17 protein-coding genes are annotated in these 25,974 nt (G+C 47.4%); 13 read left to right on the top strand and 4 right to left on the bottom strand.

What is annotated here, in order from left to right; all coding sequences use genetic code 11:
• Positions 1–73: 73 nt before the first annotated feature.
• From P2W76_RS03960 to P2W76_RS03910, 11 genes are all read left to right on the top strand, one after another.
• On the top strand, positions 74–823 hold the full coding sequence (locus P2W76_RS03960; RefSeq protein ID WP_276346226.1) for an SDR family NAD(P)-dependent oxidoreductase: 750 nt from the start codon (positions 74–76) through the stop codon (positions 821–823).
• A gap of 88 nt (positions 824–911) precedes the next feature.
• Positions 912–2,045, top strand: coding sequence for a FecR family protein (locus tag P2W76_RS03955; protein ID WP_276346225.1), 1,134 nt, complete (start codon positions 912–914; stop codon positions 2,043–2,045).
• A gap of 209 nt (positions 2,046–2,254) precedes the next feature.
• Positions 2,255–5,593, top strand: a complete 3,339-nt coding sequence (locus P2W76_RS03950; RefSeq protein ID WP_276346224.1) for a TonB-dependent receptor — start codon at positions 2,255–2,257, stop codon at positions 5,591–5,593.
• 46 nt (positions 5,594–5,639) lie between these two features.
• Positions 5,640–7,214: a RagB/SusD family nutrient uptake outer membrane protein gene (locus P2W76_RS03945; protein WP_276346223.1), complete on the top strand. Its 1,575-nt coding sequence runs from the start codon at positions 5,640–5,642 to the stop codon at positions 7,212–7,214.
• Between the two features lie 109 nt (positions 7,215–7,323).
• Positions 7,324–8,607 carry an aminotransferase class V-fold PLP-dependent enzyme gene (locus P2W76_RS03940; RefSeq protein WP_276346221.1) on the top strand — a complete coding sequence of 428 codons (1,284 nt, stop codon included), beginning with the start codon at positions 7,324–7,326 and terminating at the stop codon, positions 8,605–8,607.
• Positions 8,608–8,672: 65 nt separating this feature from the next.
• Positions 8,673–9,725 carry a Gfo/Idh/MocA family oxidoreductase gene (locus P2W76_RS03935; RefSeq protein ID WP_276346219.1) on the top strand — a complete coding sequence of 351 codons (1,053 nt, stop codon included), beginning with the start codon at positions 8,673–8,675 and terminating at the stop codon, positions 9,723–9,725.
• A 62-nt stretch (positions 9,726–9,787) separates the two neighbouring features.
• Positions 9,788–12,784 carry an amidohydrolase family protein gene (locus P2W76_RS03930; RefSeq protein ID WP_276346217.1) on the top strand — a complete coding sequence of 999 codons (2,997 nt, stop codon included), beginning with the start codon at positions 9,788–9,790 and terminating at the stop codon, positions 12,782–12,784.
• 52 nt (positions 12,785–12,836) lie between these two features.
• The gene (locus P2W76_RS03925; protein ID WP_276346215.1) at positions 12,837–13,772 is read left to right on the top strand and encodes an RraA family protein; all 936 of its coding nucleotides are present in this window, start codon (positions 12,837–12,839) and stop codon (positions 13,770–13,772) included.
• A 311-nt stretch (positions 13,773–14,083) separates the two neighbouring features.
• Positions 14,084–14,659, top strand: a complete 576-nt coding sequence (locus P2W76_RS03920) for an RNA polymerase sigma-70 factor (RefSeq protein ID WP_276346213.1) — start codon at positions 14,084–14,086, stop codon at positions 14,657–14,659.
• 63 nt (positions 14,660–14,722) lie between these two features.
• Entirely contained in the window at positions 14,723–15,691 is a 969-nt protein-coding gene (locus tag P2W76_RS03915) for an amidohydrolase family protein (RefSeq protein WP_276346210.1), read from the top strand.
• A gap of 34 nt (positions 15,692–15,725) precedes the next feature.
• Entirely contained in the window at positions 15,726–17,900 is a 2,175-nt protein-coding gene (locus tag P2W76_RS03910) for a PQQ-binding-like beta-propeller repeat protein (protein WP_276346208.1), read from the top strand.
• 54 nt (positions 17,901–17,954) lie between these two features.
• Here the strand turns inward: P2W76_RS03910 and P2W76_RS03905 are convergent, their stop codons facing one another.
• Positions 17,955–18,329: a DoxX family membrane protein gene (locus P2W76_RS03905; RefSeq protein WP_276346206.1), complete on the bottom strand. Its 375-nt coding sequence runs from the start codon at positions 18,327–18,329 to the stop codon at positions 17,955–17,957.
• 261 nt (positions 18,330–18,590) lie between these two features.
• Here P2W76_RS03905 and P2W76_RS03900 point away from each other — a divergent pair, with 261 nt between their 5' ends.
• On the top strand, positions 18,591–19,001 hold the full coding sequence (locus tag P2W76_RS03900; RefSeq protein WP_276346204.1) for a hypothetical protein: 411 nt from the start codon (positions 18,591–18,593) through the stop codon (positions 18,999–19,001).
• Positions 19,002–19,197: 196 nt separating this feature from the next.
• Here P2W76_RS03900 and htpG read toward each other — a convergent pair whose 3' ends face one another.
• Positions 19,198–21,084: a molecular chaperone HtpG gene (gene htpG / locus P2W76_RS03895; protein ID WP_276346202.1), complete on the bottom strand. Its 1,887-nt coding sequence runs from the start codon at positions 21,082–21,084 to the stop codon at positions 19,198–19,200.
• Positions 21,085–21,464: 380 nt separating this feature from the next.
• Here htpG and P2W76_RS03890 point away from each other — a divergent pair, with 380 nt between their 5' ends.
• Entirely contained in the window at positions 21,465–23,228 is a 1,764-nt protein-coding gene (locus P2W76_RS03890) for a L,D-transpeptidase family protein (protein ID WP_276346200.1), read from the top strand.
• 36 nt (positions 23,229–23,264) lie between these two features.
• On the opposite strand, the gene P2W76_RS03885 is transcribed toward P2W76_RS03890, so the two are convergent.
• Positions 23,265–24,854: a peptide chain release factor 3 gene (locus tag P2W76_RS03885; RefSeq protein ID WP_276346198.1), complete on the bottom strand. Its 1,590-nt coding sequence runs from the start codon at positions 24,852–24,854 to the stop codon at positions 23,265–23,267.
• Between the two features lie 146 nt (positions 24,855–25,000).
• A complete protein-coding gene (locus P2W76_RS03880) occupies positions 25,001–25,942 on the bottom strand; it encodes a DUF2027 domain-containing protein (RefSeq protein ID WP_276346196.1) in 942 nt (313 codons plus the stop codon).
• Positions 25,943–25,974: the final 32 nt, after the last annotated feature.

Raw genomic sequence — 25,974 nt, 5'->3', positions numbered from 1 at the left:
GTGCGAGGACCGGATACGGGGAATGGGTAAAGAACAGAGGGTAGGGAATAAAAGAATTAAGAACAAATAATAAATGGGAACAAAGTTTACAGAACAAGTAGCGGTAATTACAGGTGCTGCATCGGGATTAGGAGCTGAAATAGCTGTCAGATTATCATCAATGGGTATTAAGCATCTTGCTTTATTTGACCGGGATGCGGAGGGGCTGGAGCGCGTAAGGAAAACCCTGACGACAGGAGCGGCTGCTTATGCGCTTGATATCACCAGCGAAGCTGATGTTGCATCGGCGATCGCGAAGGTTGCTGCCGGTTTCGGAAGGATCGATATACTGATCAATTGCGCGGGTATTACCGGACGCACTAATATTTTAAGTCACGACGTAAGCCTGGAAGACCTTCGCCGCGTTTTCGACGTAAACCTGGTCGGTTCATTCCTCACTTCAAAATACGTGCTGCCTTTGATGGTTGAAAATAAGTTCGGACGCATACTGCATATCGCTTCTATATCAGGCAAGGAGGGGAACGCCGGGATGCTGGCATATTCGGCTTCGAAGGCCGCTGTTATCGGGATGACGAAAGTACAGGGTAAGGAGTATGCTGAAATGGGAATCACGGTCAACGCCCTGGCTCCGGCAGTGATTCAAACCGCCATGGTGGATGCGCTCCCTGCGGAGACGGTCAAATATATGACCGATAAGATACCGATGAAGCGCTGCGGACAGCTTGAAGAGGCTGCGTCCATTGCCGCTTTTATCGTTTCACCGGAGTGCAGCTTTACTACAGGTTTTACTTTCGATCTTTCGGGCGGGCGGGCAACGTATTAGCGCGGCCTTAATTTATTTTCGGGGCACATACCCCCCGCCTCAGGTTTGACCGTCTTAGTTGTAGAAAAGAAAGGACTTTTCCGCTTTTATGAAAGACGCAGAAAAACTACTTGAGAAATATAAGGCGGGCACATGCACCCCCAGGGAAAGGATGCTTGTGGAAAAGTGGTTCCATCACCTGAATGAAAACCAGCCTACCGATCTTGACGCAGCACATCTTTTAAAATCGAAAGACACATTTCGCCGTACTGTCGCACCGATGCTGAAGCATAAAGGGGTAAACCTGTGGCAGCGCTTATTGGTTGCTGCTGCGGTACTTATCGTTACTGCAGCAGGAATTTATTTGTTCCGCGATCCCGGCGAGCCTGAAACGATGGTGAAAACGGAGCAGGAGAATGACCTGGCTCCCGGGGGGAACAAGGCGACCCTCACCCTGGCGGATGGCACTAAGATCAGTCTCACTGACGCGCAGAACGGCGAACTGGCGAAAGAGTCCGGAATATCCATCGTAAAGACCTCGGACGGGCAGGTGGTTTATACGGTCAGCGGCACAAACCAACCGGCACAGCCTGCATCCTACAATAAAATTGAGACCCCGGTAGGCGGTCAATACCAGGTTAACCTGCCCGACGGGAGCATGGTGTGGTTAAATTCTGCATCCTCTCTCCGTTATCCTGTACAGTTTGCCGGAAGTGAGCGCAAGGTTGAAATAACGGGCGAAGCCTATTTCGAGGTTAGTCACGATGCCTCCAGGCCCTTCAGGGTGGTCAGCGGCGGGCAGACGGTCGAGGTTTTAGGAACCAGTTTTAATATCATGGCCTATGACGATGAGCTTGCAACCAACACAACCCTTATCGAGGGCTCGGTGCGGGTTAGCGGCGGCGACGGGAGTAAAGTGATCAAACCCGGTCAGCAATCTTCTGTGAGCAAGAACAATATTAGTGTTAAAGAAGCGGATATAGACGGGGCAACGGCCTGGAAGAACGGTTATTTTATTTTCAAGGCTGAAGAGATCGGCAGTATCATGCGAAAGATATCACGCTGGTACCAGGTGAAGGTAGAATACGAGGGGGTGGACATGGGAAAGGTGTTCGGCGGAAAAATATCCCGTTCGAGGAAGGTTTCAGAAGTGCTGAAATTACTCGAGTCAACGGGTTCTATACATTTTAAGCTCATTCCTGGTGAGCAAGGAAAAGAAAGGAGGTTGATCGTTATGCCCTGAACTTTTACTCACCCGGGTGCCATGAAAAAAACCGGAGCGCTACGAACGCCACCGGCTCTTTCTGTCTCAATGACAGGTGTCAGGTTTACCCGCTTATAAATAATGCGATATCGACAAACTTTAAACCTAAACGAAGCAAATATATGAAACTTTCTCCTCATAGGATGCATAGGGAACATTTTTCCACACCCTATAAACTACTAGTGATTATGAAACTTACTCTTATCATATTGGTCACCACGATTCTTCAGGCCAGTGCTGTGGGGTATGCTCAAAAGATTACCTTGTCCCAGAAAAACGTCTCCCTGGAGCAGCTATTCTGGTCTATCAGCAGCCAGAGTAAATACGAATTCGTTTACGACGCTGAAATGCTGAAGCTGGCCCGGCCGGTAAATGCACAGTTCAGGAATTCGACGCTCGAGGAGGTTCTTGCGAAAAGCTTTAAGGACCAGCCATTGACCTATTTCATTACCGACAATACGGTGATCGTGAAAAAGAAGCAGACGCTTTTTGTTAAGCCTAAAGCGGATATCTTCTCGAAGATCGAAGAAGCTCCTCCGGTGACCATCACTGGGCGGGTGACCGACAAATCGGGTGTAACCTTGCCCGGGGTAAGTATTAAAGTTAAGGGCAGTAATGCCGGAACGTCGACAGATCTTAACGGTAACTATACCCTGACCATTCCGGAGAATTCCGCTGTGCTGGTGTTCACCTACATTGGTTATAACACACTGGAGGTAAGCGTTAATAATCGCACTTCTATCAATATTCAGCTCGAAGAAGCCAACACTGCCCTCAGTGAAGTGGTTGTTATTGGTTACGGAACTTCTAATCTGGCCAACCTGACCGGTTCTGTTTCTACGGTCGATGTGGACAAAGCAATGTCTTCACGCCCTGCCACTAACGTAGCTGCGCTGCTTGAAGGGCAGGTGTCCGGCGTTTTTGTACACCAGAACTCCGGGCAGCCCGGCGCCGAAGGGATGAATATCCTTATCCGCGGGCAGGGCAGTATGGGCGATTCCCAGCCGCTGGTCATCATCGACGGAATGGAATCGTCTATGGATAACATCAATCCTTTCGATATAGAAAGCATCAGTGTGCTGAAGGATGCTGCATCTGCTTCGATCTATGGCACCCGTGCTGCGAACGGGGTCATGCTGGTAACCACCAAACGCGGTAAGGCGGGACCTATCCGCGTTGGCTACAATACTTATTTTGCGAACCAGAAGCCTACCTCGGTACCCGATTTTCTCGGCTCAGCGGATTACGCGACCCTGCATAATGAAGCCAGGCAGAATGCCGGCCTGGCGCCGACGTTTACAGCCGACGCCATAGCCAAATACGCAGCAGGTAATGATCCTAATTTTCCAAGCAGCGACTGGATGGCCGAACTTTATTCCGGATCCGGCGCTTCCCAGTACCATGGCCTTGATTTTTCAGGCGGTACAGAGCAAACACGATATAATATCTCGATGGCATACAACCAGCAGAGAGGAGTTATAAAATCAGTTGATGCCGACCAGGGAAACTTCCGTTTAAACCTTGATAACAAGATGACCAAGTGGCTGAACGTAGGCTTCAACAGTGCTGCGTCTTATGCCGTGAACACGATACCGCTGACTGGTCCTGAGCTGACAAGAGGCGGCGACCTTCAGCAATTCTATAATTCTGTGATGCATGTCCCGCCAACACAAAAGATACGCCTGGCAGACGGCTCCTGGTCGGGAGAATATCCTTTGGGCAATTTTGCCGCCTGGATCGATAACGGGAATTTAAGAAAGACCAAGGAAAGCAAGCTGGTCTCTACACTTTTCTCTGATGCTAAGATCGTTGAAGGTCTTTCATGGCGGAACAGGGCAAGTATTGACTATACGTTTTATGAGATCACCAATCATATTTCGCAGTTTACCTATGGCGGCGGGCAGGTTTCCGGGCCTGCATCAAACCAGGAGGATGTAAATCGCTTCAGCATCATCGACCTGGAGTCGCTGCTAACTTACGACAAGCGCCTAGGTAGCCATTCCTTTAAAGGATTAGTAGGTACCTCAAGCCGTGCAGAGCGTTTCAGCGGAACTATGGCCTACAGGCTTGATTTCCCCTCGAACGACCTTACTGCGATCAATGCAGGAAGCACTGCAGGCCTGCGGAATGGCGGTACGAATAACCGCGCAACCCTGGGCTCATACTTTGCGCGCCTGAATTATGATTTCAAAGGGAAATATCTCTTTGAAGCTAATATCCGCCGCGACGGATCTTCTAAGTTTGCCAGCGGCAAGCGCTGGGGCTGGTTCCCATCATTCTCTGCAGGATGGGTAGTAACCGATGAGAATTTCCTGAAGGATTCCCAATGGCTGAACTTTATGAAGATCAGGGCATCATGGGGCCAGCTCGGTAACCACCGTATAGCTAACTTCCTTTATACACCGCTGATCACCCTTGGCCAGAACTATTCTTTCGGCGGCGCGGTAGCGGGCGGCGCGGCACAAACTATTGCCAATAACCCGGACATCACCTGGGAAACAACAACAGAGAAAAATCTCGGTTTTGATTTTAAGTTCCTGAAGAACTCACTATCCATGAGCCTGGACCTGTACGACCGCTATACGGATGACATCCTGACCGTGGTACCTGTGTCCGGCACCTTCGGGCTTCCTGCACCAACTGTTAATGCCGGCGCGATGAGCAATAAAGGGATCGAGACGGAGATGAGATACTCGAACTCGATTGGCGACTTCCAATACAATGTTTCGCTTAACGGCTCCTACAACAAGAATAACGTGGAGAAGTACCATAGCCGCGATATCTTTGAAATAGGAGGTGAAGGTGGCGGTATCGTCCGTGAAAAGGGCACTCCATGGAATTCTTATATAGGATACGAGTGGATCGGTTATTTCCAGACAGATGCTGAGGCCAAAACATTGGCGGTGCATAATCCTAATGTGGGTGCCGGCGACCTAAGGTTTAAAGATCAGAATGCAGATGGCAAGATAGACGGGCAGGATCGCGTTGTTTTGGGCAATACAGTCCCAAAATACACTTATGGCTTTAATCTTGGTTTCAAATATAAAGGACTCGATTTCTCTACGTTCTTCCATGGTGTTGAAGAGGTAAGCCGGTACCTGAGGGTGCGTGGCTATATGCCTTTTATGCGTAATGGCAAGGCCCTGCGCATGCACCTTGACCGGATGATCGTGCAGAACGGGGCAGTTGTTAAGCAAGGATACTTTCCAAAAACTCTTCTCGAAGGGGGTGCAGGGGGCAAGAACGTGGTTTCAAGCGGCTTCTCCATTCATGATGCCTCGTATTTCAGGATGAAGAATATCCAGCTGGGGTACACATTACCATCATCACTGACCAAATCGATATTTCTATCCCGTGCCCGGGTATATGTCAGCGGGGAAAACCTGTTCACATCCACTAAATTCCCGGACGGCTTCGACCCGGAGGCTAATACCACGCCATTCCATGGCCACGTGTTTGGCGGTGCTTCAGGCTGGAGCTATCCGCAGGTTAAATTTTATACTGTAGGCCTTAACGTCAATTTCTAAAGGAACAGAAATGAACTGCAATCTTAAATTTAAAAAGATAGAAATCATGAAAAATCTAAAATATATAGTCCTGATGATCTTTGTTGGCTGCGGGTTATCCTGCACCGATAAGTTTCTGGATGCTGTGCCCAATGATCAGCTCAGCGGGCCTACGTTCTGGAAAACCGAGAACGACGTAAATATGGCTCTTGCCGGCGCCTACAGAGGCTGGGAAAATGGAATGAACATCGTTATGGGCGATGCCATGACCGACAACGATTACAGTCACCTGGCAGTTACCGGTTATCAGCAGGTGGGTAACGGCACTGTTTCTCCGCAAAATGTGCTGGTAGGTACGGGCCTGCGTGCGTTCAGCTACGTGCAGATCCGTAAATACAACAGCTTTCTTGAAAATGTAGACCAGACAAACCTGAATCAGGCTTTAAAGGACAAGCTTAAAGCAGAAGTCCGTTTCCTGCGTGCTTATGATTATTTCCTTAAAGTAATGTTCTTTGGGGATATGCCGCTTATTACTACCGTAATTCCCTCTACTGAGCTCCCTGCCCGCACTCCTGCGGCCCAGATCCAGGCTTTTATCCTGGACGAGCTCGATAAGATCAGCAAGATACTGCCGGTGCAGAATGTAATTACCTCAAAGGGTCATATTACTGCCGGCGCAGCGCTGGCGCTAAAGGCGAGGCTGGAACTTTACATGGGAAAATATGATGATGCAATGGTATCGTCAAAAGCAGTGATCGACCAGGGGGTATATGAACTATATCCTAATTTTGAGCAGCTGTTCTATCGCCAGAATAAGGCGAACAATAAGGAGTCGATCGCCGAGATCCAGCACATCCAAAATGATTATTTCACCAGTATTCCCTGGCAGCGCCTGCCGTCTTTCAAAGGGGGGTACGCTGAAAATGCAGTCTCCAGGAGCATGGTTGACGCTTTTGAAACAAGCAACGGGCTTCCGATCACACAGGACCCTGCTTACAATCCGGACAAACCATTTGAAAACAGGGATCCGCGACTGGCAATGTCTATAGCTTACCCGGGTTCAATGTGGTTCGGTCGTATCTATACTGCGCTTAACCCGCAGATCAATGGTGCTTCTAACCCGGATTATTACCTGAACGACGGGTCTAAAGCCGGGCAGATGTCCAGGAAATATCTCGACCCGCTGATCCAGAATGCTGAACGTCAGAATTTTGATGCGCCTATCATGGTGATCCGTTTGGCGGAAATGTATTTAACCTATGCTGAGGCAGCGGTTGAGGCTGGGAAGAACCAGGTACTTGGCCTGGAGTACCTGAACAGGCTGAGAACGCGTGCCGGACATATCAAGGCTACAGCGCTGACCCGGGAGCTGGTTCGCCGCGAAAGACGCGTAGAGCTTGCGTTCGAAGGATTGAGGTATTTCGATATTAAGCGCTGGGATCTGGGACCCACCGTTATGGCCGGTCCGTACCAGGGAAGCCGCCTGGGAACTGTAAATACAACTACCGGTGAAGTTACCTGGGGGAATGGTTATATTGTGGTTGAAAACAGGACTTTTTACCCGGCACGGAAATACCTCCTGCCAATTCCACAATCTGAAATTGATGTGAACCCTAAAATGACTCAGAATCCAGGATATTAATAAATTTAAAGGGAGTGTCCAGGCACTCCCATATTTCCCTTTGCAGGGACCTAACAAGAGTGTTTAACTTAAAACTGTGCCGAAAGGCATTTTGGACAAATTATTAACTATGGAAAGATCAGCCTTTTTAAAATCTATTGCCGGCGCAGGGGTAGCCTCCCTGGGTCTGGGATCCCTTTCGTTTAAACCTGAAGAAACAGCAGGCATAAACCCCGACGTAATGCCGGCCCATATTTCGGGTCCGGCACCAGATTTTAACCGTATAAGGGAGGACTTCCCGCGTGTTAAGCAAGAAATTTACATGGACAATGCTTCCACGCATCCTATAAACATTTACACAGCCGCGGCACTGCACCGTTACGCTGAATGGGCTAAGAACGAGGTTGGCGAGCCCTGGTGGCCGCTATGGAATGACACGCGGCTTGACTGTAAGGCTAGTTTTGCCAAGCTGATCAACGCCGATCCTGATGAGATTGCCTTTGCCCGCACGACGGTAGAGGCCGAAAACAATATCCTTAACGGGATGGATTTCAAAGGCGGAAATTTGGTTACTACCGACCTGCACTATTCGGCGAGCCTATATAGTTTCAAGATGCGTGAGCAACGCGACGGCTTGAAGGTTAAAATAATTAAGCACAATGACTGGAAATTTAACGTCAAGGATTTCGAGGGTGTGATTGACAAGAATACGAAGCTTGTCGCGATTACGCTGGTATCGAACGTTAACGGCTTTGTTGTAGAAGATGTGAAAGCTATCAGCGACCTGGCTCATGCTAACGGTGCGATACTCTATGTGGATTTTATCCAGGGTGTCGGCGCTGTTCCAGTTGACGTTAAAGCAATGGGCATCGATATTGCAGCCTGCTCAACATTTAAATGGCTGATGGGAAGCAAAGGTTTCGGTTTCATGTATGTGCGTAAAGACCTGCAGGATACCGTGGTTCGCACTACTCACCATAATGGCGGTATAACCTATAATTACGCACCATGGACGGATAAGGTTGATCCCAATCTGCCAGAGATCATTTTTAAACCGACAACCGGGCCTGGTATGTACGAGGTGAGCTATCCGTCTTATGAGGGCGTTTCCTGTGCCATCGCATCCTTAAAATATATCCACGAACTGGGGGTTAACAATATCCAAAATCACAATCGCACGCTTACAAGTAAGCTTGCGAAAGAGATGCCGCGTTTGGGTTATCAAACCATCACCCCAGAGGGAAATAAGAGCCCGATAATTGTTTTCATAGCTAAAAACCCGGATGAGACGATGAAGAAGCTGCGGGCGGCCAAAATTCATGTGGCCATGCGTTTCGGGAACAAGCTCCGGATTTCGCCTTCGATCTATAATAACCTTGCTGATATTGACAGGTTACTGGAGGTTCTTTCGTGAGTTATGGGTTATGAGCTATGGGTTATGAGCTATGAGTTATGGGCTGTGAGCCAGGAACTATGAGAATGAAAGTAATTCACAGGCGGAAATTTATCAGTGACCTGGCTGTTGGCGGAATTGGCATGAGCGCTTTGGCCGTTGCGCCTGCTTTTGGCAGCAGTCTCAGCAAGAATATGAGGATCGGCATCATTGGCCTGGATACCTCGCAGGTGACAATGATATTAAGCCATATCAATAACATCCCGGGTCCGGGCTACGATGTAGTTCAGCCCGAGTGGGATAGTAGTTTTGAAGGTTTCAGGGTGACGGCAGCGTATCCGTATGGCAGCCGTAAAATCGAATCCAGCATGAAGCAGATCCCGTTCTACATCAATAAAATGAAGGAGAACGGGATCAGGCTGGCCGGCTCAATCGCGGAGCTTTTAAAAGAGGTCGACGCGGTGATGCTGATGACCTTTGACGGGCATTCCAGGCTGGAGCAGGCGATCGAGGTGCTTAAGGCTGGTAAGCCTTTATTCGTTAATAAGCCTTTTGCGGCATCGCTGAAAGATGTGATATCGATTATGGAGGCTTCTAAAAAATACAGGACGCCCATATTTTCCTCTTCGCCAACGCGCTACCTTAAGGGTGCGCAGGCAGCCCGGAGCGGTGCGGCGGGAGAGGTGCTTGGCGCTGATTCGTATAGCGGTGCACCCCTGGAGCCTACTCACCCCGATTTTTACTGGTATGGCATTCACGGGGTGGAAATATTGTTCACCATCATGGGCAAGGATTGCAGGACCGTTCAGCGAAAGAACACGGCAAACACCGATATAGTGATCGGGACTTGGGATAATGACCGGCTCGGCACTTACAGGGGGATCCGGAAAGGTAAGGTTACGCATAGCGGCATTGTCTACGGGGCAAACGAAATCCTTCCTGCGGGATCTTTCAATGATGTAGGCCACAGGCCTCTTGTAAGAGATATGCTCAAGTTTTTCAGCACTGGAGTTTCGCCTGTCAGCCTGGAGGAAACGCTGGCAATTCATGTCTTTATGGAAGCTGCCGACGAAAGCAAGAGAAGGGGTGGATTACCTGTCAGTATGGAAGAAGTGCTTACAAAAGCAAGGTCCGGCTAGCGCTTTCGAAAAGAATTTAAGACTATAAGATACCAACATTTACTAAAACTATTTGATCCGGAATGAAGTATAAAAATATAATCCTGCTGTTACTCGCCTTGTTGAGTTTGTCATATAAACCTGCCCAGGACGGCGACGTCATGGTCACGGTCACAGAAGGCACAAATATGGCTGTTGCACTTTCACCTGATAAAGCTACTATTGCAATAGCCCTTCAGGGCACGATCTGGACGATTCCCGCAAAGGGCGGAAAGGCCAGGACTGTTACTGACGAAATGGGCGATTCCCAGGAACCCGCCTGGTCGCCGGATGGCCAGCAGATTGTTTTTCATTCCTACCGTGATGGTAATTATCATATCTGGACAATACGGAAAGATGGCACCGGCTTGAAACAGCTTACATCCGGCCTGTCTGATAACCGCGAGCCGGACTGGTCGCCCGACGGCCGATCTGTAGTATTTTCGTCAGATAGAAGCGGTAATTACGATATCTGGGAAATTGAACTGTCAGGCGGCAGGTTAAAACAACTTAGCACTGATCCTGCAAATGATTCGAATCCTGCATACTCCCGCAGCGGCAGAAAGGTCGCATTCGTTTCTCAGCGTGAAAAGGCTGGTGTATATGTTCTTGAGAATGCAGTCGAAAAGCTGTTAATATCCAGTGACTTAAGAATCGCTGCGCCTTCCTGGAGCCCCGATGATAAATCGCTGGCTTTTGTTGCTTTTACAGGCAAGTCCATGCTTTTCGACGACCGTAATACCAGTTACCTGTACGTGGCCGACGCCGGGAGCGGAAAACTGGAACAGGTATCTAAAGGAGACGAGGACCTTTTCCCGTTCAGGCCTAATTGGACAGGCACGGACAAAATCATCTATTCGGGAGATGGGAAGATCAAACAGAGAAGTCTGTCGGTAAACACTACTTCGGTAATCCCGTTTGAAGCCACATTTTCACTGGGGCGAAGATCTTATCCCCGGAAGAAATACGATTTCGATAATACTTCCAGCCAAAAGGCGCTTGGAATTGCCGGACCCGTGGTTTCACCGGATGGATCGAAGGTAGCGTTCGGAGCCCTGGGTAATATTTATATACAAGAAATAAACGGGAAGCTCATTCAGCTGACAAATGATCCTTTTGTTGATCTTGAGCCGGAATGGTCGCCCGACGGACAAACTCTCGCATATATATCTGACCGGGAGGGCTTTATGAGTATCTGGCTGCATGATCTCAAAACCAACAAAAGCCGTCAGCTTAGTCCGGAACTGAAAGAAGACACCTCCTTCCCAAGCTGGTCGCCGGACGGTAAGACAATTGCATTTTATACAATGCATTACATGAAGAAATGGGGCCCGGCGATATTGAATGTGGCGGATGTGGAAAGCGGGGAGTACCGCGTAGTAAATAAGGCAGTTGCAGTTCCCAGCAAGGCCGATTGGTCGCCTGACGGTACTAAATTAGCCCTTATGGCTCTGAAGCCTCATTCAACCAGGTTTCGTGAAGGCTTTAATGCATTTATGCTGGTGTCTGTAAAAGACCAGTCGTCAGCAATAGTGAGTCCCGACCCTGATAAACCCCTGGGCGTGCGTAACCAGGGCGGTCCGGCATGGTCGCCCGACGGAAAGAGCATGGCTTACGTTAAAGATGGAACCCTCTGGATGATTCCCGTAACGCCTGATGGCAGGATCAATGGTGAAGAGAAAAAGCTGACGAACGAGCTTGCCGATAATCTAAGCTGGACGGGCGATTCAAGAAATATCGTATTTATCGCTACCGACAGGCTAAAGAAGATCGACGTTGTTACAGGCAAGATCTCGGATATTCCCGTAAACCTTAACTGGAAGAGCTCTCTTCCGGCAGATGAGTATATCGTTCACGCAGGCAAGCTTTTTAACGGCATAGATAATTCTTACCAAAGCAATGTCGACATTTATATTAAAGGTAACCGTATAGCCGGGATAAGGCCGCATAGCAGCCATCAGCGAGGTGTCAGGGTGGTGGATGCATCCGGAAAGGTAGTTATGCCGGGTCTGTTTGAAATGCATTCCCACCAGAGCTCCAATGTGGGCGAAAAGCTTGGGAAGATCTGGCTGTCTTACGGCATCACATCCGTAAGAGAACCGGGAGCAGATCCGTATGATGCGCTTGAGCGCAAGGAGGCCTGGGAAAGCGGCGTGCGTCCGGGGCCGCGTTTGTTCTTTACCGGGGGGTTAACCGAGGGCACCCGGGTTGCATACGGTCTTGCAAACAGCGTGACGGAGAAGAACCATATCCGCATGGAGCTGGACCGCGCAAAGCGCCTGAATTACGACCTGATCAAGACCTATGTGAGGATGCCGGATTCAATACAGAAGGTGCTCACAGCCGGCGCACACCAGCTGGGTATCCCCCTGTCTTCGCACGAACTATATCCTGCAACTAAATATAATGTGGACGCTATAGAACATCTTTCGGGAACAAGCCGCAGGGGCTATTCCCTGTTGCTTGATGCTAACTTCAGGAGCTATTCGGATGTAGTGCAGCTGATCGTAAGGTCGGGCATTAATGTTACGCCTACAGCCTGCCTGAGAACCGGGTATCCGCGCCTGGCTAAAAAATATGATGAGCTGTTGGACGACGACCGGAACAGGAAGTTCCTGACACCGGAGTTTCTCCGGGGCTTGCATACCCAGGCAAACCAGTATGACTCAGCGCGGACGCCCAGGGCAGACGAGAACTATAAGGCGCTTTTGAAAACACTCAAGCAGATCTCGGATGCCGGTGGCCGGATCACAGCCGGGACCGATGCGCCCTTTGCGCCCTTTGGAAGCAGTCTTCATGCGGAGATATGGGTGTATGCCGAAGCTGGCATCTCGCCATTTAAGGCATTGCAATCGGCAACTATCCGGGCTGCAGAAGCTGTCGGCGTAGCAAAGGACCTTGGGAGCATAGAGGAAAATAAGCTTGCCGACCTTATCGTTGTCGACGGCGACCCATTGAAGCGGGTTCAGGATGCGATGAAGGTGAACCAGGTGATCAAGAATGGAAAGATCTATACTATCCGGGATTGGCTGAAGAATTAATATGTTCCTGCGACGAATAAGTTGATGATTTTAAATATTTACTGAATAAAGTATGAATACAAGTGTTTTTAAATTCCGGCTGATTGCCATCCTCTTACTTATTTCACCGTTACTGCACGCACAGAACCTGACGCTTAGCCGCCAGGAGATGCTCGACCTGACTCCGAAATGGAAGGGTGAGCGCTTCCCGGATGGCCGGCCTAAGGTTTCTGACGATTTATTAAAGCGTTTAAAACGGGTGCCTTTAGAACAGGCCTGGGGTGTTCTCAGGGCTGAGGGCTATACCCACCAGTATGAGAAAAACTGGAAGAACATCCGCGAAGGGGAAGTGCTGGTTGGCCGGGCCCTGACAGCACAGTACATGCCTTTGAGGCCTGAGGTGCGGGAGAAGCTGGAAGAACAAGGTGCGAAAGCAGGCCGCAAAGGCGATATGGTGTCCTGGCCGATAGATATGCTGTCAATGGGAGATGTATACGTTGCCGATTCGTATGGCAAAATAGACAACGGTCCGATCATTGGAAGTAACCTTGGGACTGCTATTCTTTCTAAATCAGGTAATGGCGTGGTGTTCAATGGGGCGGTTCGGGATCTACGGGACCTTGAGGCAATGCCGGGCTTTACATCTTTTGTACGTGGCGACCACCCTTCATACCAGCAGGAGATGATGCTTAAAGCTGTCAATGTCGCGATCCGGATCGGACCGGTCACGGTGCTGCCGGGCGATGTGGTGCTCGGTCACCTGGATGGTGTGGTATTTATCCCGCCGCATGTTGTAGAACGGGTTGTGAAGACGGGAGAGCTGGTTTTGGTGCGCGACGAGTTCGGTCAGATAAGACTTAAAGAAGGTAAATATACGTCCGGCCAGGTAGATGCCCGTTGGACACCGGAAATTGAAGCCGATTTTGCGAAGTGGATAAGCGCTAATCCTGGCAAGCTGCCGTTTTCAAAAGAAGAGATGCAGGAGCTGTTGAAGGACCGGACGTGGTAAACACACCGCTATTAGTTTAAAAAGCATTGTAATGACCCCGAACGGGTCAAATGTTTATAGAACTTGATTCTGGTCCGATAAATTATTATGAATGCTTTCTATAAATATACGACCACCTTCGGGGTCGGTTGGACGTCTGATCATACAGGATGAATTTTGTAGTACAGGCAATGCCTGTCATGGGCGCGTTCTCATTTCTATTCGTCATAGCTGAGTGATAAAAATTTGAAAGATAATACCAGAATTTCAGAATGCTTAACTACTTTAAAACCAAAAAGTTTTCATTATATTCGGTTGTTCGCTTTTAACAAATGTCCGCTTATCAAAGGTATACCGATCAGGAGTTGAGCTCGCTTTTGAGCCAGGGGGATGATATGGCATATACCGAAATTTATGAGCGTTACCATAGTTTGCTATACATCTATGCGAATAAGAAATTATATAACAGGCAAGAGTCTGAAGATATCGTTCAGGACGTACTAATAACCCTCTGGAACAAGCGGTTCGAGTTTAGATTAGAACGCTCTCTTGCGTCATACCTTTTTACAGCTGTGAGAAACAGGGCCCTGGATCTTTTCTCGCATAAGAAAGTTGAATCCAGGTATGTTGATTCCCTTCAGAATTTTATTGATGATGCAGAGATCTCTGCTGATTTTCTTATTCGCGAGCATGATCTGAAAGTGATGATAGAAAGGGAGATTGATGCATTGCCGCCCAGGATGAGAGAAGTGTTTATACTTAGCCGGCGTAACTTCCTTAGTTACAAGGAAATTGCTGTTGCGATGGACATCTCCGAGCAAACGGTCTCAAACCAGATAAAGAAAGCCCTGCGTGTGCTGCGAATCCGTTTGAGCCTTTTATTACTTCTTACCTGTCTTTTTCAGTAGTAATACACCCCCTTTATGCTGAAATAAGGTTCCATTCGAGTATATTGCTTTTAAATTATTGTTATGAATAGAAAGAGATTTTTAATGGCTGCCTCAGTTGTGACAATCGCGTCAGTTAAAGGGGGCTCATTATTAAATGCAGCCCTCGCTGAACCGGCAAGGCGCCTACCTATTGTAGATACGCATCAGCATCTTGTGGATGTAAAGCGCTTCGGTGAAAGCTGGTCGCGCCCGCCGGTGCGTGGAAACTATGGTATTGCAGAATACCGGGAGGCAACAAGCGGACTTAATTTTGTTAAGGCTGTGTACGTGGAAGTAGCAGTGCCAACCGAAAAACGTCACGAGGAAGCACTGTACGCAATAGAGATGTGCAAAGACAATTCTATAATAACTGCAGGTGCGGTCATCAAGGCTGATATTTACGATCCTGGATTTGTAAATTATATGTCGCAGTTTAAGACTTCACCCTGCATCAAAGGTATCCGGCCTTCTTTCAGCTCACAGGAATCCTTGATGTCTGATCAGCTTATAAAAAATGTGAAGGCCCTGGGCGAGATGAATATGAGCATGGACTTTACCCTGATGCCATCCTGGCTTCCGGCAATTTACGAATTGGCGAAAGCTTGTCCCGGTACCGCATTTATGATAAATCATTGCGCAAATGTAGATCCCAGAGCGTTTTTAAAAACTGATGCTTATGGTAAGGCAAGTCATGACGCCGGTGAATGGGTGAAAAATATGACTGCGCTTGCGTCGCTTAAAAATACAGCTCTAAAGATCTCCGGAATTGCAACCCGGGTCAAAGGGCTCCCGGTCACCGCGGAGAACCTGGGCCCGGCGATCAATCAATGCCTTGATATTTTTGGGCCTGATAGGGTTATGTTTGCTTCAGACTGGCCCTGGTGTCTGGGAGCTACAGATATTAAAACCTGGGTAGGCGTTCTTAAATCCGTAGTGTCTAAGAGATCATTTATTGATCAGAAGAAATTATTCCATGATAACGCTGTCAGACTATATAGAATTACAACCTGATAAGTAAACCACAAACCGACTTTGAATTTTAAACATGAAGAGACTTTCGATCTATTGGATATTTATGGCCCTCCTGGTCGTTTCCTGTAAAGATAAAGACAAGGGAGAATGGGACGTTTACGGCGGGAGCAAGGAGCGCATTCAATACTCTGCGTTAGATTTGATAGATACCAGCAATGTGGACCAGTTAAAGGTTGCATGGACTTACCATACACGTGACGGGGAAGCGTCCTCGGGACAGATCCAGGCTAACCCGCTTATCGTTGATGGGGTGCTTTATGGAGTTTCGCCCAAGCTTAAGTTATTTGCCGCAGATGCGGCCACCGGCCAGGAGAAATGGCAATTTGACCCTGTTCCGATGATGGAGATCGATAATCAGAACCGTCAGAGTTATGGCATGAATGCATGCAGGGGAATTGCTCTTCTTAAAGAGAAAAATGGCGAGCATCTTTTGTACTATACAGTAGGTTCATCGCTGTTCTGTGTGAATAGTAAAACGGGACAGATTGTTTCAACATTCGGCAAGGAGGGACGCGTACCACTGCACGACGGATTAGAAATGGGCCGTGATATTACAAACCTGAGGGTTACATCTACCTCACCGGGGGTAATTTACAAGGACCTGATCATATTAGGCACAAGCCTTTCAGAATCTGAAGAATCGGCTCCGGGGAATATAAGGGCGTATGATGTGCGCACGGGAGAGATGAAATGGATGTTTCGTACAATACCACAGCCGGGTGAGATTGGGTATGACTCCTGGGAAGATCCGGAGGCTTATAAATTTGTTGGCGGTGCCAATGCCTGGGGTGGTCTCAGCGTGGATGAAGAACGCGGGATGGTATTTGCGTCAACGGGATCCGCAGTACCTGACTTTTATGGCGGTAAGCGGAAAGGTGACAATTTGTTTTCAAACAGTGTGCTGGCGCTGGACGCGGCTACAGGTACCTACAAGTGGCATTTCCAGGGCGTGCATCATGATCTTTGGGACTATGACTTTCCAACAGCACCCGTACTGGTTACCATCAAAAAAGATGGCAGAAAAGTTGATGCCGTTGTGCAGGTTAGCAAACAAGGGTTTATTTATATGCTTGACAGGGAAACCGGCAAGCCGGTGCATCCCATTGTCGAAAAGCCATTTCCGGCCTCTGATCTGGCGGGGGAGCAGACCTCGCCAACTCAGCCGGTGCCAACGGTTTTACCGCCGTTTGCCAGGCAGGAGTTTAATGAATCTGATCTGAACGATCTCGTTTCAAAATCATCTTATGAGGAGCTGAAAAAGAGATTCCTGAAATATAAAAGAGGAGGAATGTTTATTCCGCCAAGTCTTGAGGGCTCCATGGTGTTTCCGGGTTACACAGGTGGCGCAGAGTGGGGCGGCCCATCCTTCGACCCCTCGTCCGGAATTCTTTATATCAACGCTACGGAAATGCCCTGGATCGGGACAATGATCGATACCTTAAAGGAGAAGCTTCCTGTTAGCGCACAAACCAACCTGGAGGCAGGAAAGAGCATTTACCTTAAAAGCTGCCGCGGCTGCCACGGAGCTGATCTCAAAGGGGCGGGCAGCTTTCCTTCACTGGTAGATCTGAAAAAGAAATATAATGAGATTCAGTTCAAGGATATCATCACATCAGGAGTAAGAATGATGCCAGCTTTTAAGCAGTTCTCTGAGCAAGAGAGGACGGCTCTCGCCTCGTACTTGCTTGATATCAAATCGAAACAAGGGGGCAGCTTTAAACCGGTTGCTAAAGAAGTTAAACCTTTTTACCGGTCACCGTATCGTTTTGCAGGCTACAAGCAATTTTTAACGGTTGAAGGCTATCCAGGTATTAAACCGCCATGGGGAACCCTAAGCGCCATAGATTTGTCGACCGGTAAACTGGTCTGGAGAAACCCGCTGGGCGATTACCCTGAGCTTAAGGCTAAAGGAATTCACGCGGGAACCGAAAATTGGGGCGGTTCGGTTGTTACTGCTGGCGGGGTGGTATTCATTGCAGCGACGAGGGATGAAAAATTCCGTGCGTTTAATAAGACTACAGGAAAGCTGTTGTTTGAAACAGACCTTCCTGCTGCCGGTTATGCTACCCCAGCTGTTTACAGTGTTGATGGGAAGCAATATGTTGTCATTGCATGTGGGGGCGGACGAATGAAAACGAAGTCGGGCGACACCTATGTGGCGTTTAGCCTTCCGGATAAGGTGAAATAGGCGCGAGAGCCACGCCATCCCGCCTATTTCACCTTTCAACTGTCGTCTTTCAGCTTAATCGCGTATCAATGCCTGATATTTTCCCCAATTATCCGCTATCGCCAGAACATTAATCGCCATCAATACCAGGGCAATAACAAGCCCGCTTGTGTCTATAGTAGCATGATGTACCAAAATTCCAACCATTACCGGCAGGATGACGATTGCTCCCAGCGCACGGGTTTTAGGTATCATGACCAGTATTCCGCCAATAATTTCGATTACGGCAATCAGCGGAATCATCCAGGAAATGGAAGCAAAAGCAGTAAAGAATTTAATTTGTACGGGAGTCAGCTCCGGCATAGGCATGTAATTCAAAAATTTGTTAAGGCCGGCATTAACAAACATTAGTCCGAAGAGGATGTAGAGAACTAGTTTGACGATTTTCATAATTAGGGATTTAAGGTGTTTAATTATTAGGTTGGTTTAGTATTACTTTAAATGCAACAATTCTTTCAGATTTCTTGTGGAATGATGCGATACGGGTTGTTTTCAAAAGATTTATAGGGGGCTCGAACAACCTGAGTATGGCAGCAATAATTTGACCAATCCTTGAAAGGTAAGTTAAAGTACTCATCGGATGGAGGCCCATTGTCAGTCAGATTTTTATTAAATTAGTTGTAAGCTAATACTAAACATAATTCTAAACAAATGAACCCTATTTTCAAAAACATTCTCGCAATAATCGCCGGGTTTGTACTCGGCTCAGTGGTAAACTACTGCCTGATCATGCTTAGTGCATACATTATCCCACCTCCAGAGGGTGCGGACATCACAACTATGGAGGGACTCCAGGCATCCATTCATCTTTTTGAACCGAAACATTTTATAATGCCTTTCCTTTCCCACGCCATAGGGACTCTTACAGGAGCATTCGTTTGCGTAAAGATCGCCGCCAGCAGTCATTTAGCCATGGGAATGGTTACCGGCTTGTTATTCTTTATCGGCGGCTGTTCAGCTGTTATGATGCTATCTTCTCCTGTATGGTTTTCAGTATTGGATCTGGTAGTTGCTTATTTCCCCATGGCATGGTTAGGGGTTAAACTTGGCGGGAAAGGCTAAGCTGATAACCGGTTTCTCCTTCGCTGAAGTTGGCGGGCATGTGCGGGTTATCGATGGCCTCGCAAAACAGATATACAAGAACCAAGACTTCCGAACATACGCTACGGTAACGGCATAAAAAAATCCTCTCCATTTACGGAAAGGATTTTTTATTTAAAGCGTTTAGTAAGCTAATAGCTCACAGCTGACAGTTCATTTATATCAAACTCACACTCCGATTCACAAATTCCGTCAACTCAGCGCCTGTCAGCATTCCCTGCGAAAGCAAAGCCAGGTCAAACGCCTGTTTCGCTAATTGGGTTTGCTCACCCTCGTCGCTGGTTTGCAGGATCTTGCCAACCAGCTTATGGTTTCCGTTGATGGTTACGTTATAGCTGTCGGGCAAATTGCCGTAAAAGCTCATTCCCCCGCCGCCCATTGCCGCCATGTCTTTCATACGGCGCATGAATTCGTCCATGGTAACGATCACAGGTAACTCGTCGGGGTTAAGGCTGTCAACGTCGACTTTCATATTCGGTTTGGAAACGGCCTTCTCGAAAATGGCTTTCACCTTTTCTTTTTCTTCGTCGTTCAGAACCGCGACAATGTTCTCATCCTTGCTGATGATTTTGTCAGCGGAAGCGGCGTCGACGCGTTTTAATGATGTCTTCTCAAGTTTCTGCTCCAGCTGGCTGATGAAGTGAGTATCAATCGGAGAGTCCATCAATAATACATCGTAGCCTTTTTTATTAGCCGACTGGATAAAGCTGTCCTGTTTGGCTGCATCCGTGGCGTAAAGCATTACAAGCTGGCCGTCCTTGTCAGTTTGGTTGGCTTTCACTTTTTCTTTGTATTCCTCAATGGTAAAGAATTCCTTGCCGGTGTTGCCCAGTAATACAAAGTCTTTTCCTTTCTCGTAGAACTTCTCTTCGCTGATCATGCCGTATTTCACAAACAGGCCAATATCGCTCCATTTCTCTTCGTAGGCTTTCCTGTCTGCTTTGAATAAAGACGAAAGCTTGTCGGCCACCTTTTTAGTGATATATGTGTTGATCTTTTTTACCGAGCTGTCGGCTTGAAGGAAGCTTCTTGACACGTTAAGCGGGATATCCGGTGAGTCGATGATACCATGAAGCAGCATCAGGAATTCGGGAACAACATCCTTTACTTCATCAGTGATAAATACCTGTCTTGAAAACAGCTTAATCTTGTTACGCTGCATTTCAAACTCGTTCTTCACTTTAGGGAAGTACAACACCCCGGTCAGGTTGAAAGGATAATCTACATTCAGGTGGATCCAAAACAAAGGCTCGTCAGAGAATGGATAAAGTTCCCGGTAGAATGCCAGGTAATCCTCATCCTTTAACTCAGCCGGGGATTTAGTCCAGATCGGGGAGGTATTGTTAATGATATTCGGTACCTCGACCGTCTTATATTTAGGTTTGCCGTCTGCATCTTCGCCATCAGGTTCGGAGGTAGATCGGGTGCCAAATTCAACCGGTATTGGAAGGAATTTGCAATATTTATCCAGGATGCCCTGTAGTTTCCCCTTATCGAGGAATTCCTTAGATTCTTTATTAACGTGCAGGATAATATCCGTACCGCGTTCTGTCCTGCTGCCTTCGCTGATCTCAAATTCTGTACTTCCATCGCAGATCCAGCGTGCCGGTTCAGAACCTTCCTTATACGAAAGCGACTGGATCTCCACCTGGTCGGCCACCATAAAGGCAGAGTAAAAACCCAGTCCAAACTTACCAATGATCTCATTGGCATCTTTTGCGTCTTTGAACTTTTCTACAAATTCGGTAGCGCCCGAAAATGCGATCTGATTGATGTATTTTTTAATCTCTTCGCCAGTCATTCCCAAGCCGTTATCGGAAATGGTGATGGTCTTTTTCTTTTCATCAAATGAAACGGAGACTTTAAGCTCGCCGAGCTCACCCTTGTATTCTCCTAAGGAAGACAGACGTTTTATTTTTTGCGTAGCATCCACTGCATTAGCTACCAGCTCTCTCAGGAAGATCTCGTTATCGGAGTATAAAAACTTCTTAATGATCGGAAAGATGTTTTCCGTGTGGATCGAAATGGTTCCTTTTTCTTGCATTTTTTCTTGATTGATTTTAGTGTTTTAGATGTATGGGGTGTAACAAAGGATGTTCCAAAGGTCGGGGAGGTGTCAAGTTGACATAATATGTTGGGGTTGCTTCGCGCGAGGTTGCTTCGCTTCGCTCGCAATGATGAGATGGTTTCTGTGCAGTGTTTTCAATGGATACATGATGCGATCGCCAGGGAAAAGCAGATCAAAGCCGGGTCCCGGTTGAAGAAAATAAATCTGGTTTATTCCATGAATCCCTCATGAGAAGATTTAGCTATAACTCTAAGGTGAAAATAATAATCCGGGAACGGCACATTTGTTGCATAATACAGATGACACTAGCGAATCAAAAAGCCAATATTATTGCTAACTTATTGATAATAAATTTTATGCAAAAAATAAATACGCCAGCCTCAGACCTGTACATGTGTAAAAGCCTCTCGCGCAACAGTAATAGCAGCCGTTATTTTAGGACACCACTTTCGTCCCTGAAAAAGTATATTCTCCTGGTAGCCGGGCTAAGCATTATCCTCCTTTCTTCCTGCGGCGGTAAAAAGAAGGAACGCCAGGTTGCCAGTAAGCCGCAGCCGATCCTGGACAGCATGTATTACATCAACTACATGAATAATGATCCCCTGCTGAAAGAACATACGGACTGGGCGAAGAAGTTCTATCGTGAGCGCGGCTTTAAACTGGGATGGTTTAAGAATAATGAAATCGTGCCTCAGGCGAAGGAAATGCTGAGCGTAATCAATAAGGCTGATGAGGAGGGGCTGGATCCTAAGAAGTACCAGTTTAAGGATTTCAATACAATGTTCGCTAACCTGGAGGCAGCAAAGCGCGATTCAGCTAAGTTTACCGAGATCCAAAAAGAGATAGACGTTGCACTTTCTGCGACTTATTTTGTCTGGGCTTCCGATTATTATCGTGGTGTGGTCATTCCCCGTGAAAACGAGGAGATTGAATGGGACGTAAAGCGAAATAAGATTAAGCTTCACAAAGCGTTAATGACGGTTCTGAAAGAACGGGAGAGTAAATATTCTTATGCAAGTTTTAGTCCCCTGCATCCAGATTATGCCAGGCTTAAATCAGCTTTGAAAACCTATCGTGGCATTCAGGCGGCCGGTGGGTGGCCAAAGGTTACTGTAAGCCCGAAATTAAAAGAAGGGCAAAGCGCCTCCGTAGTTTCTGCCCTTAAAAAGCGACTTGGCCTAAGTAGTACCGATTCCATCTTCGATGCAGGAACTGTAGATGCACTTAAGAAATTCCAGTCTGACCAGGGACTAAAACCTGACGGCAGCCTGGGAGCTGAAACCGTTAAACTTTTGAATGTCCCTGTAGAACAGCGCATTAAGCAAATAGTGTTGAACATGGAACGCTGGAGGTGGATCCCGAAAAGCTTTGAGCCCAATTACCTGATCGTTAATATCCCGGAGTTCAGGCTTCGTGTTTATGAGAAGGGCGAGGAGCGGCTGGCTATGAATGTGATCGTAGGTAAGACAATGAACAGCACGCCTGTATTTAGCGACAAGATGGAAAATGTGGTCTTGGCGCCGTATTGGAATGTGCCCGCAAGTATAGTGAGAGAAGAGCTGGGCCCTAAAATAGCAAGTGATCCTGGTTATCTCTCACGGAGTAACATGGAGCTGATAGACTCGAAAGGCAACCAGGTTAGTCCGTCTCAGGTCGACTGGGGGTCGGTAACCAGGGAGAACTGGAAATATACCTTGCGGAAGAAACCCGGACCCAGGAACGACCTTGGCGATGTAAAATTTATCTTTCCTAATACCAATGACATCTATCTGCACGATACCCCGCACGATGAACTGTTCAGTCAATCTAAAAGAAACTTCAGCCATGGATGTGTGCGTGTCGAAAAGCCGTTGCAGTTGGCGGAATATCTGCTGAGGCCGGTAGGCTGGGACATGAGCAAGATCCAGAGCACAATTGCTGAAGGCAAAGAGAAGTATGTAAAATTAAAGCAGGTTCTGCCGGTTTACCTGGTTTATTTTACCGCCTGGGCGGACGAAAATGGTAACATGCATTTTAGGGACGACATTTATGGCCACGATCAAACACTGGCGAAAGAGTATTTTAGTGAAGTCAGCGCGGCGAATTTGCAGCCTAAAGAGAGCAGGAAATCGAAATTATAGAACCCGTCAGTCGGCTGTGATACGGTTTACCTGGTATCACGCTTGTTTCTTAAACTCGGAAGTAGTATGAAATTCTACGTCAGGGAAGTCCCTCTTGGCAAGGTTTAAGGTCCAGTCATTGTCGGCCAAAAACACCGGGTTTCCATCCTTATCAGTAGCGATATGATGATGGCGGCGCTGTATTATTTCATTGAGATTCTTCTTGTCTTTTGAGGTCATCCAGCTTGATTTCCGGAAGGTAAGCGGGCGGAATGCACACTTCGCACCGTACTCATGCTGAAGCCGGAAAGCTATAACCTCATACTGCAGTTCACCAACTGTTCCAATAATCTTACGGTTACCTGGCTGCTGCACAAATAGCTGAGCCACACCCTCTTCTGTGAGTTGTTGCAAGCCTTTCTCCAACTGCTTTGATTTAAGCGGGTCGCGGTTTTCAACCTCCTTGAAGATCTCAGGAGAGAAACTTGGGATACCCTTGAATTGCAATTGTTCTCCTTCGGTCAATGTATCGCCGATCTTGAAATTTCCGCTGTCGTACAGGCCAACAACATCACCCGGCCAGGCTTCTTCCACCAGGCTTTTCTCATTTGCCATGAAGTCCATCGGGTTCGAAAACTTAAGTTTCTTCTGCTGCCGGGTATGAAAGTAGAATTTGTTGCGTTCAAATTTGCCCGAACAGATCCTGAGGAAGGCTATCCTGTCGCGATGATTTGGGTCAAGGTTAGCATGGATCTTAAATACAAAGCCTGTGAAAGCTTTTTCAGTAGCGAGAACCATGCGCTCATTGGCTTCGCGGCTTTTGGGGCTGGGTGCTATTGAAACAAAAGTATCCAGCAGTTCACGAATCCCAAAGTTGTTAATTGCGGACCCAAAAAAGACAGGGGCAAGAAGGCCGTCCAGATACAGATCTTTATCCACCGTCCCATAAATACCTTCAACAAGCTCCAGGTCATCTTTTAAAGTTTGCAGTTCCTTCTCCTGAAGATGCTCGTTAAGCGTTGTGTCGTTAAGATCTTTTACCTGTATAAGAGACTCGGAAATCTTTGATTTATCGGGCCTGAAAAGATTAAGCGAGTTATCAAAGATATTATAAACGCCTTTAAAGTTGTGGCCCTGACCAATTGGCCAGGAAAGCGGGCAAACGCTTATATTCAAATTGTTTTCAAGCTCGTCCAGCAGATCGAAAGTATCTTTACCCTCACGGTCGAGTTTATTGATAAAAATAATTACCGGGGTATTGCGCATCCGGCAGACGTCCATTAACTTTTGAGTTTGTTCCTCAACCCCTTTTACGCTGTCTACAACGAGGATTACGCTATCCACAGCGGAGAGTGTGCGATAGGTGTCTTCGGCAAAGTCTTTGTGGCCTGGTGTATCCAGAATATTGATCCTTTTGCCCTGGTATTCAAAACCCATTACAGACGTCGCTACAGAGATGCCCCGTTGTTTCTCGATCTCCATAAAATCGGACGTATTGCTCTGGTTAGCCTTATTACGTTTAACTGTCCCTGCAGTGTTAATAGCTCCTCCAAATAGAAGGAATTTCTCCGTTAGCGTGGTTTTTCCGGCATCAGGGTGACTAATAATTGCGAAGGTTTTTCGTTTCTCTATTTCAGGATTGAGCATGGTACTTATGGGAAATCTACTTGAAATTGATCTGATCAAATGAGGGCTGACTTGCAAAAAGGCAAAGGTAATAAATTTTGGCGCTTGTAAATTTTAACTGAACGGATAGTGAACCCTTAGTGAATAGATAGTGAATGAAACTGACACTATTTGAAATATACCTCTGTAGCTCCATATCCAAATCTCTCTTTATGTGCATCCATAAATGTCTTAACCTGGGCATGTTTGCTGATTATTTTGTAGATCTCATTCCTGAGCGTCCCGTTGCCGCTGCCGTGGATAAAGACAACTGAAGGGACTTTATGTACGATAGCTGCATCGAGGCTTTTTCTAAAATGTGTTAGCTGGATGTCGAGTATCTCAGAGCTGCTGAGGAATTGATGATCATCCCTGAGCTTCTCTATATGAAGATCGATTTCTTTGCCCGGTTTCTCGACCTGTAATTTTTCGGCGGCTGGTTTGAAAAAGCTTTCTTTTAACTTTTGCGGATCAATAACCGGTTCATGTGAGTCTAATTGAATAAGCCAGGCTGGCTGGTCGAGGTAGTGCGACTTACTTTTCGCGCCCGAGAAATCTTTTGCACGAAATTTCTCAGAGAATTCCAGGGGTTTTTTTAATTCAGTTCCCCGGCCAGCAAAAAGGAGGATCTGGAAATGAAATTTAGGCCATTGATCAAGTTCGCTAAGGGATGCCGAATACAAAGCCACGGCCGACTCAGGCTTGATGATGCCGTTAAATTCGCCTTTGAATTTATGTCCTTTTTCAGTGGTAAGCGTAAGCAGAAGCTGGTAAGAAGTGGTGTTTTCGATGTGCAGATGTACCACTGAGCCAGCCTTCTTATCGGCTGCTACGGCCAGGAATATTCCGCTGGCGATAAATTCTGATTGGGAAACCTGCACATGATCGGGAGCAGCAAGCTCATCAACAGGGTCCTGGCCATGTACCCGGGTTACCTGGCTGGCCAAAACCGGGATCTCAAAGCCATCTTCATCGGTTACAGCAATGGTTGTATCGTTAATTATCCGGGTAATATATCCTTCACGGCGTTCTTCAACGAAGCGCACGAATTCTCCTAGTTTGTATTTCATAGTTATGATCAGGCAGCAAAATTAGGTAATTA

This window comes from Daejeonella sp. JGW-45 (genome assembly GCF_029360805.1).
Taxonomy (GTDB): domain Bacteria; phylum Bacteroidota; class Bacteroidia; order Sphingobacteriales; family Sphingobacteriaceae; genus Daejeonella.
Note: the sequence above shows the minus strand (reverse complement) of the source record. Positions and strands in the feature narration are given on the sequence as shown.

What these genes read in the sequence shown, in the direction of transcription:
- P2W76_RS03950 (WP_276346224.1), top strand. Translation starts at nt 2,255, where the DNA reads ATGAAACTTACTCTTATCATATTGGTCACCACGATTCTTCAGGCCAGT.
- P2W76_RS03930 (WP_276346217.1), top strand. Translation starts at nt 9,788, where the DNA reads ATGAAGTATAAAAATATAATCCTGCTGTTACTCGCCTTGTTGAGTTTG.
- P2W76_RS03900 (WP_276346204.1), top strand. Translation starts at nt 18,591, where the DNA reads ATGAACCCTATTTTCAAAAACATTCTCGCAATAATCGCCGGGTTTGTA.
- P2W76_RS03915 (WP_276346210.1), top strand. Translation starts at nt 14,723, where the DNA reads ATGAATAGAAAGAGATTTTTAATGGCTGCCTCAGTTGTGACAATCGCG.
- P2W76_RS03925 (WP_276346215.1), top strand. Translation starts at nt 12,837, where the DNA reads ATGAATACAAGTGTTTTTAAATTCCGGCTGATTGCCATCCTCTTACTT.
- htpG (WP_276346202.1), bottom strand. Translation starts at nt 21,084, where the DNA reads ATGCAAGAAAAAGGAACCATTTCGATCCACACGGAAAACATCTTTCCG.
- P2W76_RS03890 (WP_276346200.1), top strand. Translation starts at nt 21,465, where the DNA reads ATGCAAAAAATAAATACGCCAGCCTCAGACCTGTACATGTGTAAAAGC.
- P2W76_RS03885 (WP_276346198.1), bottom strand. Translation starts at nt 24,854, where the DNA reads ATGCTCAATCCTGAAATAGAGAAACGAAAAACCTTCGCAATTATTAGT.
- P2W76_RS03960 (WP_276346226.1), top strand. Translation starts at nt 74, where the DNA reads ATGGGAACAAAGTTTACAGAACAAGTAGCGGTAATTACAGGTGCTGCA.
- P2W76_RS03920 (WP_276346213.1), top strand. Translation starts at nt 14,084, where the DNA reads ATGTCCGCTTATCAAAGGTATACCGATCAGGAGTTGAGCTCGCTTTTG.
- P2W76_RS03905 (WP_276346206.1), bottom strand. Translation starts at nt 18,329, where the DNA reads ATGAAAATCGTCAAACTAGTTCTCTACATCCTCTTCGGACTAATGTTT.
- P2W76_RS03945 (WP_276346223.1), top strand. Translation starts at nt 5,640, where the DNA reads ATGAAAAATCTAAAATATATAGTCCTGATGATCTTTGTTGGCTGCGGG.
- P2W76_RS03935 (WP_276346219.1), top strand. Translation starts at nt 8,673, where the DNA reads ATGAAAGTAATTCACAGGCGGAAATTTATCAGTGACCTGGCTGTTGGC.
- P2W76_RS03880 (WP_276346196.1), bottom strand. Translation starts at nt 25,942, where the DNA reads ATGAAATACAAACTAGGAGAATTCGTGCGCTTCGTTGAAGAACGCCGT.
- P2W76_RS03955 (WP_276346225.1), top strand. Translation starts at nt 912, where the DNA reads ATGAAAGACGCAGAAAAACTACTTGAGAAATATAAGGCGGGCACATGC.
- P2W76_RS03940 (WP_276346221.1), top strand. Translation starts at nt 7,324, where the DNA reads ATGGAAAGATCAGCCTTTTTAAAATCTATTGCCGGCGCAGGGGTAGCC.
- P2W76_RS03910 (WP_276346208.1), top strand. Translation starts at nt 15,726, where the DNA reads ATGAAGAGACTTTCGATCTATTGGATATTTATGGCCCTCCTGGTCGTT.